Source organism: Vibrio sp. Isolate24, from assembly GCF_022398215.1.
GTDB lineage: Bacteria > Pseudomonadota > Gammaproteobacteria > Enterobacterales > Vibrionaceae > Vibrio > Vibrio coralliilyticus_A.
Map to the genome: position 1 here is coordinate 690,416 of NZ_JAKEUU010000001.1, position 15,927 is coordinate 706,342.

Annotated in this window: 14 protein-coding genes; 12 read left to right on the forward strand and 2 right to left on the reverse strand. The window is 44.1% G+C overall.

Annotated features, from left to right (window positions below):
* Positions 1 to 78 precede the first annotated feature (78 nt).
* The 8 genes from tal to L1D23_RS03060 all read left to right on the forward strand — a co-directional run bounded on the left by tal (position 79) and on the right by L1D23_RS03060 (position 8,833).
* Positions 79 to 1,029 carry a transaldolase gene (gene tal, locus L1D23_RS03025; protein ID WP_239838917.1) on the forward strand — a complete coding sequence of 317 codons (951 nt, stop codon included), beginning with the start codon at positions 79 to 81 and terminating at the stop codon, positions 1,027 to 1,029.
* Positions 1,030 to 1,111: 82 nt separating this feature from the next.
* The gene (tkt, locus tag L1D23_RS03030) at positions 1,112 to 3,103 is read left to right on the forward strand and encodes a transketolase (RefSeq protein ID WP_239864136.1); all 1,992 of its coding nucleotides are present in this window, start codon (positions 1,112 to 1,114) and stop codon (positions 3,101 to 3,103) included.
* A 463-nt stretch (positions 3,104 to 3,566) separates the two neighbouring features.
* The gene (locus tag L1D23_RS03035; RefSeq protein ID WP_239864137.1) at positions 3,567 to 4,010 is read left to right on the forward strand and encodes a PTS sugar transporter subunit IIA; all 444 of its coding nucleotides are present in this window, start codon (positions 3,567 to 3,569) and stop codon (positions 4,008 to 4,010) included.
* Between the two features lie 16 nt (positions 4,011 to 4,026).
* Complete coding sequence (locus L1D23_RS03040) at positions 4,027 to 5,427, forward strand: PTS mannitol transporter subunit IICB (RefSeq protein ID WP_255906873.1); 1,401 nt, start codon at positions 4,027 to 4,029, stop codon at positions 5,425 to 5,427.
* Positions 5,428 to 5,475: 48 nt separating this feature from the next.
* The gene (locus L1D23_RS03045) at positions 5,476 to 6,747 is read left to right on the forward strand and encodes a zinc-binding dehydrogenase (RefSeq protein ID WP_239864138.1); all 1,272 of its coding nucleotides are present in this window, start codon (positions 5,476 to 5,478) and stop codon (positions 6,745 to 6,747) included.
* Between the two features lie 58 nt (positions 6,748 to 6,805).
* Complete coding sequence (locus tag L1D23_RS03050) at positions 6,806 to 7,324, forward strand: MltR family transcriptional regulator (protein ID WP_239865367.1); 519 nt, start codon at positions 6,806 to 6,808, stop codon at positions 7,322 to 7,324.
* A 10-nt stretch (positions 7,325 to 7,334) separates the two neighbouring features.
* Positions 7,335 to 8,069, forward strand: a complete 735-nt coding sequence (locus tag L1D23_RS03055) for a nucleoside/nucleotide kinase family protein (protein WP_239864139.1) — start codon at positions 7,335 to 7,337, stop codon at positions 8,067 to 8,069.
* Between the two features lie 17 nt (positions 8,070 to 8,086).
* On the forward strand, positions 8,087 to 8,833 hold the full coding sequence (locus L1D23_RS03060; protein ID WP_239864140.1) for a phosphatase: 747 nt from the start codon (positions 8,087 to 8,089) through the stop codon (positions 8,831 to 8,833).
* 60 nt (positions 8,834 to 8,893) lie between these two features.
* Here the strand turns inward: L1D23_RS03060 and L1D23_RS03065 are convergent, their stop codons facing one another.
* On the reverse strand, positions 8,894 to 9,364 hold the full coding sequence (locus L1D23_RS03065) for an Lrp/AsnC family transcriptional regulator (protein ID WP_239835143.1): 471 nt from the start codon (positions 9,362 to 9,364) through the stop codon (positions 8,894 to 8,896).
* A 151-nt stretch (positions 9,365 to 9,515) separates the two neighbouring features.
* Here L1D23_RS03065 and L1D23_RS03070 point away from each other — a divergent pair, with 151 nt between their 5' ends.
* A complete protein-coding gene (locus tag L1D23_RS03070; protein ID WP_239864142.1) occupies positions 9,516 to 10,478 on the forward strand; it encodes a hypothetical protein in 963 nt (320 codons plus the stop codon).
* A 29-nt stretch (positions 10,479 to 10,507) separates the two neighbouring features.
* Here L1D23_RS03070 and L1D23_RS03075 read toward each other — a convergent pair whose 3' ends face one another.
* A complete protein-coding gene (locus L1D23_RS03075; protein ID WP_239864144.1) occupies positions 10,508 to 12,070 on the reverse strand; it encodes a PAS domain-containing methyl-accepting chemotaxis protein in 1,563 nt (520 codons plus the stop codon).
* Positions 12,071 to 12,310: 240 nt separating this feature from the next.
* Here L1D23_RS03075 and L1D23_RS03080 point away from each other — a divergent pair, with 240 nt between their 5' ends.
* The 3 genes from L1D23_RS03080 to ylqF all read left to right on the forward strand — a co-directional run bounded on the left by L1D23_RS03080 (position 12,311) and on the right by ylqF (position 15,875).
* Positions 12,311 to 13,840, forward strand: coding sequence for a diguanylate cyclase (locus L1D23_RS03080; RefSeq protein ID WP_239864145.1), 1,530 nt, complete (start codon positions 12,311 to 12,313; stop codon positions 13,838 to 13,840).
* Positions 13,841 to 13,950: 110 nt separating this feature from the next.
* Complete coding sequence (locus L1D23_RS03085) at positions 13,951 to 14,646, forward strand: transporter substrate-binding domain-containing protein (protein ID WP_239864146.1); 696 nt, start codon at positions 13,951 to 13,953, stop codon at positions 14,644 to 14,646.
* 284 nt (positions 14,647 to 14,930) lie between these two features.
* Complete coding sequence (gene ylqF, locus L1D23_RS03090; protein ID WP_239835148.1) at positions 14,931 to 15,875, forward strand: ribosome biogenesis GTPase YlqF; 945 nt, start codon at positions 14,931 to 14,933, stop codon at positions 15,873 to 15,875.
* The last annotated feature ends 52 nt before the right edge of the window (positions 15,876 to 15,927 follow it).

A 15,927-nucleotide genomic window follows, 5' to 3' on the forward strand; every position in this document is an offset into this window, starting at 1 on the left:
AATTAGCTAACTCGATTGCAATTGCACCACTCACATTAACTGTTTTGATGTGAAGGCCCATTAAATAGGATGATCGAAATGAGCAACAAATTAGAGCAACTTCGTAAACTAACGACCGTCGTAGCAGACACTGGTGAAATCGATGCGATTAAAAAGTACCAACCAGAAGACGCAACGACTAACCCTTCTCTGATTCTTAAAGCCGCTCAAATCGAAGAGTATGCACCTCTAATCGATGCCTCTATTGAATACGCTAAAGCGCAAAGCTCTGATAAAGCACAGCAAGTTCAAGATACTTGTGACATGCTTGCAGTCAACATCGGTAAAGAAATTCTAAAAACCATCCCTGGACGTATCTCTACTGAAGTTGACGCACGTCTTTCTTACGACATGGAAGGCAGCGTAGCTAAAGCGCGTCAGCTAGTGAAAATGTACAACGATGCCGGCATCACAAATGATCGCATCCTAATCAAACTGGCTTCAACTTGGGAAGGCATCCGCGCAGCAGAAATCCTAGAGAAAGAAGGCATCAACTGTAACCTGACTCTACTATTCTCTTTTGCCCAAGCTCGTGCTTGTGCTGAAGCCGGCGTATTCCTAATCTCTCCATTCGTTGGTCGTATCATGGACTGGTACAAAGCAAAAGAAGGTCGTGACTTCGAAGCTCAGGAAGATCCAGGTGTGCTATCTGTAACTAAGATCTACAACTACTACAAAGAGTACGGCTACAACACAGTTGTAATGGGCGCAAGCTTCCGTAACATTGGTGAAATCCTTGAGCTAGCTGGCTGTGACCGCTTAACGATCGCTCCTGCTCTTCTTGCTGAGCTCGAAGCAGCGGAAGGTGAAGTGGTAGAAAAGCTAGTTGACTCTAAAGGCGCAGCAGAGCGTCCAGCACCAATGACTCATGCTGAGTTCCTGTGGGATCATAACCAAGATCCAATGGCAGTTGAGAAACTTGCTGAAGGTATCCGCAACTTCGCAGTAGACCAAGGCAAACTTGAAGCAATGATTGAAGCTAAGCTTTAATCCATCGAATTTCTAGAGGGGAACGTTTGCGTTCCCCTCTTCACATCCTTTCTAAGAAACAATCTAATAATCGGTATTTATTATGGATCGCAAACATCTAGCAAATGCAATTCGTGCTCTTAGCATGGACGGCGTACAACAAGCCAACTCTGGCCACCCAGGCGCACCTATGGGGATGGCGGATATCGCTGAAGTTCTTTGGCGTGACCACCTAAACCACAACCCAGCTAACCCAGAGTGGGCTGACCGCGACCGCTTTGTGCTTTCAAACGGCCACGGCTCTATGCTGATTTACTCTCTGCTTCACCTAGCAGGTTACGAGCTATCCATCGACGATCTAAAGAACTTCCGTCAACTGCACTCTAAGACTCCGGGTCACCCTGAGTACGGTTACGCACCGGGTATCGAAACAACCACAGGTCCTCTAGGTCAAGGTATCACGAACGCTGTGGGTATGGCGCTAGCTGAGAAGACTCTAGCAGCACAGTTCAACAAAGAAGGCCACGACATCGTTGACCACTTCACTTATGCCTTCATGGGTGACGGCTGTCTGATGGAAGGTATCTCCCACGAAGCATGCTCGCTAGCTGGCACGCTAGGTCTGGGTAAGCTAATCGCGTTCTGGGATGACAACGGCATCTCAATCGATGGTCATGTTGAAGGTTGGTTCTCTGACGACACACCTAAGCGTTTTGAAGCGTACGGTTGGCACGTAATCCCTGCAGTAGACGGTCACGATCCAGAAGCGATCAATGCCGCTATTGTTGCAGCGAAAGCTGACCCTCGCCCTACTCTAATCTGTACTAAGACCATCATCGGTTTTGGTTCACCTAACAAGTCTGGTTCTCATGACTGTCACGGTGCACCACTAGGTGCTGAAGAAATTGCAGCGACACGTAAAGAGTTAGGTTGGGAGCACGGTCCTTTTGAAATTCCGCAAGATGTCTACGCGCAATGGGATGCGAAAGAAGCAGGCGAAGCTAAGGAAGCAGCGTGGAACGAGAAACTTGCAGCTTATGAAGCAGCATATCCAGAACTTGCAGCAGAATTCAAACGCCGCGTAAACGGTGAACTACCAGCACAGTGGGAAGAGAAAGCAAACCAAATCATTGCTGATCTTCAAGCTAACCCAGCAAACATCGCATCACGTAAAGCATCGCAAAACGCATTAGAAGCGTTCGGTGCTATGCTACCTGAATTCCTAGGTGGCTCGGCTGACCTTGCGCCTTCTAACCTAACCATGTGGTCTGGTTCGAAGTCGGTATCAGCTGAAGACGCGTCAGGTAACTACATCCACTACGGTGTTCGTGAATTCGGTATGACGGCTATCATGAACGGTATTGCTCTACACGGTGGTTTCGTACCATACGGTGCAACGTTCCTAATGTTCATGGAATACGCGCGTAACGCAATGCGTATGGCGGCTCTGATGAAAGTTCAGAACATCCAAGTGTACACGCACGACTCTATCGGTCTGGGCGAAGATGGCCCAACTCACCAACCCGTTGAGCAAATGGCTTCTCTACGTCTAACGCCAAACATGAGCACATGGCGCCCATGTGACCAAGTGGAATCGGCAGTGGCTTGGAAACTGGCTATCGAGCGTAAAGATGGCCCAACATCGCTAATCTTCTCTCGTCAAAACCTTGCACAGCAAGAGCGTAGCGAAGAGCAAGTAGCAAACATTGCACGCGGTGGTTACATCCTGAAAGATTGTGAAGGCAAGCCAGAGCTTATCCTTATCGCAACCGGTTCTGAAGTTGAGCTAGCGGTGAACGCTGCGACTGAACTAACTGCGGAAGGTAAGAAAGTACGTGTTGTGTCAATGCCATCAACGGATGCATTCGACAAGCAAGACGCTGAGTACCGTGAATCTGTACTTCCTTCTGACGTAACAGCTCGTATCGCTGTAGAAGCGGGTATCGCTGACTTTTGGTATAAGTACGTTGGTTTCGACGGTCGTATCATCGGTATGACAACCTTCGGTGAGTCTGCACCAGCAGGTGAACTGTTCAAGATGTTCGGTTTCACGACTGAAAACGTAGTGAACACAGCGAAAGAGCTACTAGATTAATCTTTGCATCTCAATAATCAATGCCCCGCTATCTTAGCGGGGCATTTTTTTATACACGAATTGGAGCAAAAAACTTAAAGAAAGTGAGCAACCAAGACAGCTTAATAAATTTACACCGTGATAAACTTCACACCGCCCCATCCATCAACTCTCTAATTCCTTTCCAAAAGACCAGTAACAAATCACAAATAAACACCAGTCAACCAACAAAATAAGAGGTTAATCACAATTTACAAGATTAAAGGTAAAGACAAAATCGAGAGGTATCCCACAAAACACATATTGACTTGTAATAAAAACAAAATATGAAAGAAAAAATCAGCAGTAAATTGTGAGAGTTAGCAAAACAAAATACTTGACGCAAGATTTAATGTCGTTCTGATCACAAAAAAGCTTCTATTCCCAAATAACCAGCCTCTAAAGATAATGTATCTATCAATAACGCAATACATGGGAAGCTAACATGCTGTATGACCTAATCGACCACGACCTTATCGATGTCATCGATCATCAAGATTACCAATGGGAGGACGCTGTTCACGTTACTACTCGATATCTTGAAAGAAAAGGTTATGTCACCGCAGATTACTCAAAAGCAATCATTCAATCAACGGTTGATAATGGCCCATACTACGTACTTTGTCCAGGTATTGCCATGCCTCACGCTCGCCCTGAGGCTGGAGTGCTAAAGACAGGGTTAGGGATTCATGTATTTACTCAACCCGTAGATTTTGGATCTGAAATGGGGCCAGCCAACGTGCTATTAACACTAGCCGCTAAAGATTCAGACACCCACATCGAAGTTATTCAAGCACTTAGCGAAATGCTCGTTGACGAAGCAAATATCGCTAAACTTGCTGCTGCATCTTCTAAACAAGATGTACTAAATATTATAAAAAACTACTAACCCGAAGGAACATAACGTGACAACAAATGTAAGAGCTAAAGTGCAAGCTTTTGGAGGTCATTTGACCGCCATGGTGTTGCCAAATATTGGAGCCTTCATTGCTTGGGGCTTTATAACGGCACTATTTATTCCGACCGGTTGGGTACCAAATGCTTATTTTGGTGAACTTGTCGGCCCAATGATCACTTATCTACTGCCTTTACTCATTGGCTACACGGGTGGTCAGATTGTAGGAGACAAACGTGGGGCCGTTGCTGGCGCTATTGGTACTATGGGTGTCATTGCTGGTGCAGAGATTCCTATGTTCGTTGGTGCAATGATCATGGGTCCCCTAAGTGGCTGGGTAATTGTCCAGATAGACAAAAAACTGGAAAATAAGATTCCATCCGGTTTTGAAATGGTCGTAAACAACTTCTCATTAGGTATTTTTGGCATGGTCATGTGCCTCTTTGCCTATGCGATCGTGGGACCTGCGGTAACTGCTGCTAACCTTTTTGTAAAATCTGGCATCGAAGCACTTGTTGCAACGGGTTTCCTTCCTTTACTGGCTGTTATTAATGAACCAGCTAAAGTGTTGTTTCTCAACAATGCTATTGACCAAGGCATCTACTATCCATTAGGCCTGCAAGCTGCTGCGGAAACAGGTAAGTCAATCTTCTTTATGGTGGCATCTAACCCAGGTCCAGGCCTTGGTATGCTGCTTGCGTATGCGAAATTTGGCCAAGGACTAAGTAAGCGCTCTGCTCCAAGTGCGATTATCATCCATTTCTTTGGGGGTATCCATGAGCTTTACTTCCCATATGTGTTAATGAAGCCAATTATGATCGTTGCCATGATTGCCGGCGCAGCAACGGGTATCGCCACCTTTAACCTTCTTGATGGTGGTTTGGTTGCAGGTCCAAGTCCTGGCTCTATCTTCTCTTATCTAGCATTGACGCCAAAAGGCAGCTTCATCGCTACCATTGCCGGTGTGACCACAGCAACGATAGTATCTTTCCTTGTTGCCAGTGCCATTCTAAAAATGAGCAAGAACGAGGAATCAGAGAAAGAATTTGAACAGTCAGTGACCGACATGAAAGAAATGAAAGCGGAAGGTAGTGTCACTACGGCTAACGCTCAAACAACTGTCGAAACGAAGAAAATCAAATTTGTTGCCTTCGCTTGTGATGCGGGTATGGGTTCAAGTGCCATGGGAGCATCCACCTTCAGGAAAAAACTGAGCGATGCTGGTTATGACATTGAAGTGAAGAACTTTTCGATTGAAAAAGTCCCAGCACATGCTGACATAGTGGTGACCCACGAAAGCCTTGAAAGTCGAGCCGTAACTGCAACTGGATTGCCAGTCATCACTATCAAGAACTTCCTTCATGATCCAGCGCTCGATGACCTAATCAACACCATCAGTCAACAAGCTTAATTTTTCAAATTTGCTGGGGCCCCTGGCCCCAATACCCGGGAGAAAACCATGGTTCAAACTACCGCAGCTGTTATTTGTGGCGAGAAAGATGTTCGTTTAAGAACGTTTGATCTTCCAAAGATTAAAGATGACGAGTTACTGGTCAAAAATATTTCGAATAGTATCTGTCTATCGACATACAAAGCCGCTCTTCTTGGCAGCAAACACAAACGCGTACCAGATAATATTGAACAAGTTCCAGTCATGACTGGGCACGAATACGCGGGTATCATTATCGAGGTCGGCGCAAATCTACGCGACCAATACCAACCGGGCCAACCCTTCGTATTACAACCCGCCATGGGTCTACCAACAGGTTACTCTGCCGGTTACAGTTATGAAACGTTTGGTGGTAATGCAACTTATTCAATCATCCCTAAGGTTGCTATCGAACTCGGCTGCGTATTACCGTACCAAGGTAGCTATTTTGCCAATGCCTCACTCGCCGAGCCTATGTCCTGTATCATAGGGGCTTACCATGCTAGTTATCACACCACCCCTTATGTCTATGAACACCAAATGGGTATTAAGCCTAATGGCTCACTAGCCTTACTTGCATGTGCAGGACCGATGGGGATAGGCGCTATTGATTATGCTATCAACGGCCCAGTAAAACCTCGCCTGATTGTGGTCACAGACATTGATGAGCAGCGCTTGGCACGGGCTGAGAGTCTCATTCCCGTCGATACCGCCAAAGAAAATGGCATTGAACTTCATTACATTAACACCGCCAAACTTGACGATCCCGTTGAGTATTTAAAGCAACTTAACCAAGGTGAAGGTTATGATGATGTGATGGTTTACGCAGCAGTCACACAAGTCCTTGAGCAGGCAGACGAATTGCTTGGCAATGATGGCTGCCTAAACTTTTTTGCAGGGCCGACTGATAAGCAATTCAAGGTGCCATTTAATTTCTACAACGTGCACTATGAGTCAACCCACATCGTCGGGACATCAGGAGGCTCTACCGGCGATATGATCGAGTCGATTGAGCTATCAGAGCAAAACAGAATCAACCCATCGTTCATGATCACTCATGTCGGTGGTCTAGAATCGGCTCCGCATACTATTTTAAACCAGTTAGATATCCCAGGAGGGAAAAAGCTGATTTACCCCCATATTGATATGCCGCTAACAGCGATCGATAACTTCCGTTCACTGGCTGACGTGGACCCATTCTTTGTTGAACTCGATGCCATTTTGGCCGAGAGCAACTACGTTTGGAATGAGCACGCAGAAAAAGCGTTACTTGAGTTTTATGATGTCAGTCTTACCGTTTAGGCAAGACGTAGCGTGTGGTAGCCTTGAGCTGCCACATTCTAAAAAGGTTAATCAACGTTTGTCCCGAGAAGAAGAATTGCTTGATGCTATGGAGCAGTGTGAAACCGCTACCTGCTTTCTTCAAGTATCAAATAAGATTATTAACTTAAAGCTGAAGAGTTTACTGCCTAACGTCTTCGTTCAAGATGAGTTTGTCATGCAGTATGCTGTCGCACCGCTAATCAAAGAAGACGGTCCACTGGTTACTACCGATGTGGTTTCTAAACTCGTATTTGCGATGGGGAAAATATCCCTCGAAACATACGCCGATATTGGCTTGTATGACCAAATGCTCGACTATGCGCTCCAACAGCCAACTAAACTGCGATTTGACGATGACATGGTATACGACTTCATCACCAATCAATCGACCCTAACTAAAGGTGAAGACAGTTTTTATCTGGACTCCATCAATCAGCTTAAGTTTTCTTCATTCGAGTCTTTCTCACAAATGCGTTATGAGTCTCTAATAAAAACGGTACTCAAACTCTCTTGTGAGATGCTACTCGAAAGAGTCGAGAAAGAGATTTTAGAATAAGGCTCCCGCTATGAAAGTCACATTGAATGTGAGTGGCTTCGACACTCACGCCGTTTTTCCTGACAGTGATGTCTCACTCGTTCACAAGCCATTAGTTGAAAAGTTCACGCGCTTATATCAACAAAAGCAGGAACGCGTGGTCGTGTTTTTAGCTGCCCCTCCCGGTAGCGGAAAATCAACTCTAGCAGCATTTTGGGAGTACCTTTCATACCAAGATTCGCAACTTGAACCTATTCAGGTATTACCATTTGATGGCTTCCACTACCCCAATGATATTCTGGATAACAATATGACTGAACGTGATGGTGAGTTAATCCCATTACGTAAAATCAAAGGATCCTATGAAACGTTCAACCTAACGGAACTGATCGGTAAATTAAAACAGCTCAAAACAGGTGACCCGCTTTGGCCCTATTATGATCGTAACTTACATGATCCAGTCGATGATTCTATCCACGTCAAAAACAACGTCATTATCGTTGAAGGTAACTGGTTATTGCTTGATGAGCCGGTATGGAATGGACTACACGATTTAGCTGACTTTACCATTGCTATAGATACCGACCCAGTCTTTCTTGAACAGCGACTCATTGACCGTAAGGTCCGTGGTGGCAGTAGTCTTGAAGAGGCAAAAGCCTTCTATCAAAGCTCTGATTCCATCAATGTGAATAAAGTTCTCTCATGTTCGGTACCGGCCGATCTGACTTTATACATGAACCAAGACGGTTCGTTTGAAATCAATTAACTCCTTAAGGAGGCAGTATGAACATCGTTGTTGATAGCCACACTCATACTATCGCAAGTGGTCATGCTTACAGCACAATCATCGAAAATGCCCTTGAGTCCAAAAACAAGGGGCTAAAACTTCTTTGCACCACGGATCATGCTCCTGAAATGCCAGGTGCCCCCCACTACTGGTATTTTAATAATCAAAGAATTTTGCCCCGCTTTCTTCATCAAGTCGGTATCTTGCGTGGCGTCGAGGCGAATACACTTAATATTGAAGGCGATCTCGATCTCCCCCCTAGTTCATATCAACATTTAGATTGGGTAATCGCGAGCTTTCACGAGCCTGTCTACAAACCGGCAACCACCCGTCAGCATACTCAAACTCTGATCAATGTTATTGAGAGTGGTAAAGTCGACGCGCTCGGCCACCTTGGTAATCCTAATTACCCATTTGAACTCAGAACGGTCCTTGAATGCGCTAAGCAACATAACGTTGCAATTGAAGTAAACAACACTTCCCTAACAGGCAAAAGCCGTAAAGGCAGTGACGTACGTTGCAGTGAAATTGTTGAGTTAGGTTCACAAGTAGGTGTCTACTTTACAACGGGCTCTGATGCTCACTTTTGCCATGAAATCGCAAGGCTAGATTTAGCAAAGAAGTTACTTCAACAACACAAGGTTGCTGAAGAGAAAATCATTACAACCTCAACTGCAAGGTTCTTAAACTTTCTCCTTTTACGTGGCAAACCGCGTATCGAAGAGTTTAGTTCACTTTATTAAAACCCAGACATATAACACAACCTACATTCTCAAAGCCCAGCTCAGTAAATGGACTGGGCGTTATTCAATCTCTTCGACATTCACTTCGGTACTAAATTTGACGGTGCGAGTGGAGACAGACGTCTGAAACTTTCGAATATTTTTATCTTGATGTAACACGCGTTCAATGAACTTCTCATAAGCACTAATGTTTGGCACACTCACAACCAACATAAAGTCGTATCCACCCGTAATCTGATAACATTGAGTCACTTCGGGGGCTTTCATTACTGACTGTCTAAAAACACTGTATATATCAGGTCTATCCCGCTCCATTTCGACGGAAACAATCAAGTTCATCTTATTTCCAGCCAATTCAGGGTTGATGATCGACACATCACCAATAATCACCTTTTCCTCTCGCAGCCTCTTGACTCTTTTTAAACAAGCGGGTGGAGACAAGCCAACTTCCTCTGCCAACTCGACATTCGCGATGCGATTATTCTTCTGTAAAATCGCTAAAATCTTCCTGTCTAAACGATCAATTTCCATAATTTCTTAAAAAGCCATTTTTGGAAAACTTTAACACGAAAGTTAAATGATAAAGAAATTTTAACTTACATCTACCTAGAAAATTGAACTCCAAATTTCTTTTAAGTCTATTAGCATTTGAGCTATCTAATTATTCTAAGCGGAACTTATCATGGAAAGCGCACGCAAATTCTTTCGCGATCTCCTTAAAGAAATATTCGATGTCACTTGGACACTTTACAAAGTGATGATTCCTATCATCATCATCATTAAAGGAATAGAGGAGCTCGGCGGTATTGCTCTGCTAAGCGAATGGCTTAGCCCTTTGATGAACCTTATCGGTTTGCCCGATGAAATGGGGCTGGTTTGGGCAACAACTTTACTGACCAATATGTACGCCGGATTGTTGATTTTTATGGGCACTAATAGTGAGCTGACCGTTGCTCAGGTATCGATTCTCGGTTCTTTAATGCTCATAGCCCATTCGATACCAATTGAAGCTGCAATAGCCAAACGAGCAGGAGTAAGCCTAACGATCACAACACTGTTCAGAGTGGGTGGTGGTTTGCTCTTTGCTTGGCTTCTTCATCAGCTTTACCAGTTTGGAGATCTACTTAACACACCTGCACAAATCGTTTGGAACCCCGAGATTCCACCAGAACAAAGTCATCTAGAATGGGCATGGTCTCAAGTGGAAAATTTACTCGCCATCTTCGTTATCATTGCCGTATTACTCTTCTCTTTGAGAGTTTTGAAGCTACTAGGCGTTGAAAAGTTAATGGCAGTCGCGCTGAAACCGATACTTTCAGCACTTGGCATCAGTAGAGAAGCCACCAACATGACCATTATTGGCATTACTCTGGGCATTTCTTTCGGGGGAGGCCTGTTGATTAACGAAGCCAAACGCGGGCATATACCCGCGAGAGATGTGTTTACCGCTGTCATGCTACTCAATCTCGCCCATAGCATGATTGAAGACACCATCCTTGTGCTCCTAATTGGCGCAGATTTTATCACTATATTCTGGGGAAGACTGGCCTTTGCATTGATCGTAGTCGCCATCATTTCACAGCTCCTTAAGCGAGTCAGTGAGGCAACGTGTCAACGATATTTGTATAAAAGCGTTCAGCCATGACTATCGCCCTGCTGATTAGCAGGGCGCTTTTATTTCTCTTCAAAACGCTGGGCCAACTGATAAAACTCTCTAACTTGATTCCGCAATTCTTGTGAGTGCTGATTTACAGAGTGTGTTGCTGCTAAGTTCTGCTCAGCGGCGGAGGCAATTGACTGAATGTGTAGATTGACATCCCCAGACAGCTGGCGTTGTTTATTCGCTGCATCTTCAACTGTGCTCATTAAGTGATTCATTGACTGCATCATGGTTTCCACTTCAGATAAACGCTTAGCGCTTTCTTCTGCAACTGCACCACAAGCTTGCGTTTGTTCACGGTTAGTGATGATGTCACGTTGCCAATTCTCTATAGTGGTCAGCATAGTTTCAATGCTGTCTTTAATTTGAACTGTCGCATTTGAAGTTCTGCCAGACAGTGCTCTCACTTCGTCTGCAACAACAGCAAAACCTCTCCCCTGCTCACCAGCCCGAGCCGCTTCAATCGCTGCATTAAGAGCCAATAAGTTCGTTTGTTCCGCAATTCCACCAATTTCTTGCATCATCTGGCTAACATTTTGAGCCTGCTCACTCAGTTGATAAGTGGTATTCGTCGCTTTTTCTGCTTGCACGCTTAGTTGCTCGAGGTTGTCATGTGTTTTATCGATCGTATCTTTTGCCAATAAGCAGGTTTTTAGTGTCACATCAATAAGGTCATGTGCCTCATGTGTGCTGGTTGACACCTCATTGGCCGACGCTTCCACTTCTTCAGTTGCCTCACGTACTTGACGAATGTCTTTAGTCTGCTGCTCCAACGCTTGGGTGACTTGTAATGTTGTTGCACTCAAACCGTCCGACAAATCCTGAAGAGGCTTAGCTGAGTCCGTCATACGACCTAACACAGTGCGAATACGTGCAGACAGTAATTTAATATGGAAGTCAGCGATAGAAAATTTGCTGCTCCCGGAGTAAATCAAACGACTAACACTGTCGTACTTAGACTGGAGTTCTTTCAGTTGCTTTGGCGTGTCAATTAACTCCTGTCTAAAGAGCAAAGCAACGACAGAAAGCGGTAAGAAGCTAGACAACCAGCTTGCGCCACCTTCCAATGACAGTAAATTCGCTATAACAGGTGCTGAAAGAGAACCCAGTAAAATGGCATAACGAAGTGAGTCGCCGATTTGCAATGACCAATTTCTTCCTGAACGTTCTGCCTTTAGCAATGATTGATAGGCTTTGTCTGCGACCATAACCCACTCTCGCTTAGGCTTAACGCGCACAGATTGATAACCGGTCATTTCTCCATTTTCGTAAATCGGGGTAACATAAGCATCCACCCAGTAGTAGCCACCGGATTTAGTACGATTTTTTACAATTCCGCGCCAAGCTTTGCCTTGCTTAAGATTTGCCCACATGTCGGCAAATGCCGCCTTTGGCATCGTATCATGGCGTACAATATTGTGATTTTGACCCAGCAGCTCATCCTGAGTGAATTCGGCTATACGACAAAAGGCTTCATTACTGTAGGTAATAACGCCGTTAAGATCGGTTGTTGAGACAAGTTGTTCGTTGGTATCAAGAAGAGTTTCACAGTCTGACGAAGTTTGGTTAGCACTCATGAAGGTAAACTTTTGTTGTAGTTATATGGCACGGAAATATAAACAATAATTCAAATCATGACAAAATATTAAAGTGATCTCATGTAACACTTTTGGATTATTTGATGAGTTTTTTTGTTTTAAACACAATCACTTCCTCTCTATTTCAACTAACTAATCTGTTAACTACTGGCTCAAATAGAAAATGATCTCTACAATAACGGTGCAATTTTGCTCAGTTTCTCAGGTAACCCTTTATTAGTGTATAAATTAAAACACTTCAGTCTCAAACAGCTTACCATTCTGGTTTCTATCTCTGTCGTTCTCTTATTTCTAATGTTTTACTTTTCTTTTAAGGCATTATGGAGTCACGAGCTTGCGATAGAGGCATCACAGAAACGGCAACGCCTTGAAATTGAACGCGTACAAACTGTTCTAAAAATGGAAGAACTTGAACTGAGGGCTTCCTTAGAAGATTACGCTGCCTGGACAACATTAGCGCAATTCGTTCAAAATCCGAATGACTCATTTATCCAAGATAGTATTGGGCCCCACGCTTTTGAATCTAAGCTGCTTAACGGCATCATCATTTTTAATGATCAGCTAGACGTCACATGGAGCGCTTTGTACGAAGATGGTCGCATCCGTTCAGAGCAGTTTATTGCTCTCAATGACCCTGAAGTTGTGCATAAACTGCTTGAGCAATCGATTAATGCCTCAAGCGCTAAGATTGCCTCGCATATCCAGTATGCGGTATATAAAAATTCGCCTTATATCCTCGCCTCAGCTCGAATTTGCTTGAGCGATGGCAAGTCATGCAATTTTGGCTATATCGTCTTTATTCGTAAAATTCGTGATGATTTTATCTCTGAAATAGAAGCAGCCACGGGTGTAAAGATTACTGTTCATCCACTTAGCGAGCATGAATCTGTCCACAGTACCTTGCCAGATAACGTATCCATTATATATCGCGATGACTTTCTTGATGGTGATAATATCGCTATCGAAATCACTCACAGTGAAAAGCATCCCGCTTTTCTCACTTTCTCAGAAGCCAGCGTACTCGCTTGCTTTGCGCTGGTCATGTTTGCGTTTAACCTAACCGTAGTTTCCAAATTGATCAAACCACTTGGAAATGCACAAAAAGCGCTGCGTCAATTTCAAAAATCCGGTGACATGCTGCCCAACGAAGCGACTTTTATTTCTAAGGAGATGAGAGGCTTCGCTCGTGATATCAACAACTTAATTACAGAGCTCGATGAAAAACGGGAATTGCTCAGAAAACAATCTATCATCGATCCATTAACAGGGATTGCAAACCGTCGTCATCTGTACGAGATGGCCAAACACTTCATTGAAGAATTAGGCTATCACCAAATCGGTGTCATACTTGTCGATGTTGATCATTTCAAGCAATACAATGATAACTACGGACACATGGCTGGTGATCATGCGTTATGTCATATTGCCGCAGCACTAAATACCGTCGAATCACCCTATGAGCATTTAGTCAGCAGATACGGTGGTGAGGAGTTCTGTGTGATTCTTGCTAGTGACATAGAGCTGGATCTTAATGGATACCTTAATCAACTAGTTCAAGCAATCAGCAGTTTGGCTATTGAGCACGCATACTCACCGACAAGTCCATTTATTACTGTAAGCGCGGGGGCGACCTCAAAGCAGATAACGTCATATGAACACTTAACAAGTTTATTCCAGTTTGCGGATCAAGCCCTTTATATGGTCAAGCAGGAAGGAAGAAACGGCTATCGTATCATGGTGGCAAGCTAAGCCTTCTGCTGACTCAAGTTAAAAGTAAACACATATTGGAGTGCCCTTCATTTATCTTCCATTCTAAATAGACTATATAAGTGGTATACCCATAAGAAGCGATCTCGATAATGCTTACCAAGTTTTTCTCTTATTGTTGGTTAACCTTCCTCCTGCTTTTTATGCGCCCGGTTCATTCAGAACCTGTCGTTATCGCCATTGGTGAAGTTTACCAAAGTAAGACGTTGAATGAGGTCGTGGGCTTCACTCTAGTGGATGACTTAAAGCAGATTTACAACAAATTGGGAATCAATGTCGAGTTTGCTTACTTACCCAATGAAAGAGCCATACGAGCAGTCAGTGAAGGACGATATCAAGGGTTAGACTTACGAATTTCAAACCTCGCCAATGATGCAAATATGCTCAAGGTAGACGTCCCTCTCTACTACATCAGCATTTACGTGTACGGTTTCGAAGGCCAGTTTTATAACCGCCTAGAAGAAGTATCCGGTAAAATATTAGTCTCTCAACTAGGAATGAGATTTGTTGACAAGGTCAAAGACTACAAACGTCTATTTCTAGTCGAAAATGCCGAGCAAGCCGCTCTAATGGTGAGCAAAGGTCGCGCTGATTTGTGGCTAGCACCTGAAGCTGTTTACGATGTCCTGAAATCAAAATATCCCGATATAAAACCGGTAAGCAGCGCGGTACTCTATGAACCTCTCTACCACTATATTCATATCTCCAACAAGCATTTACTCCCCCAACTGGAACAAGCGGTAAGAGAATTAGTCGCAGACAGGCAGAAGAAGCAACTGCCATTATGAAGTAACTAAACCAGTATCTAATGCATTGGCCGTCATAATAATAAACCGACTACTTTGCCAGACTAAGCCTTCTTCCTCCGTTGAGCGGAAACAAGCGCTCAGAAATACAAGTTGGTTTATCTAGGCCTTTGTTATGAGAAAACTCCGGTCAGTGATAAGATTGCGACCAAGTCAATCTGCTATGCGTAAAGTTTGGCCTCTTAAACTTGTGATGTGCCAATGCTTTGTTATTTTTAAAATCACACAGCAGATTAAACCATTAAATAAAAAGGCAATATTTTCAAATGGTTAACAATACAATTCAATGGTTTCCTGGGCATATGCACAAAGCCCGCAAAGAAATTGAAGAAGCTATCCCTCAAGTGGATGTCATTATCGAAGTACTGGATGCCCGCATCCCATTCAGTAGTGAGAACCCAATGATTTCTGAAATCCGTGGTGAAAAGCCTGTCGTAAAAGTACTAAACAAACGCGACCTTGCTGACCCAGAGCTAACACAATTATGGATTGATCACTTCGAAAAAGAGCACAACGTCAAAGCGATGGCCATTACCACTTCTAACACACAAGAAGTGCATAAAATCCTCGAACTTTGTCGTAAGTTAGCCCCACACCGTGAAGAAATTGGTAAAAACATTCGCACCATGATCATGGGCATACCGAATGTAGGCAAATCGACCATTATCAATACGCTAGCGGGTCGTACGATTGCCGTGACAGGCAATCAGCCAGCGGTAACTCGCCGCCAACAACGTATTAATCTTCAAAATGGTATCGTCTTGTCTGACACACCAGGAATCTTATGGCCTAAAGTTGAAAACCCACACAGTGGATTTCGCCTAGCGGCAACTGGAGCGGTTAAAGACACGGCGATGGAATATGAAGAGGTCGCCTTTTACACTGTCGAATACCTAGCAAAAGCCTACCCTGAACGTTTGAAGGAACGCTATCAGATCGAAGAAATGCCTGAAAGCGACATAGAGCTGATGGAAGAGATTGGTCGCCGCAGAGGAGCTTTACGTTCGGGTGGGCGAGTTGATCTACACAAGTGTTCAGAAATTTTACTTCACGAGCTACGTAATGGCACATTAGGACAAGTGACGCTTGAGCTGCCCGAAATGATCACTAAAGAGCTTGTTGAAGTCGAAATCGAAGCGGCGAGAAAAGCCGAAGAAAAAGCCAAGAAAAAAGAAGAACGTAGAAAACGTTATCTCAAAAACAAAAGATAGACAGAACAACGGCGGTATTTACCGCCGTTTTTTTATGCTCGTTTCCACACAT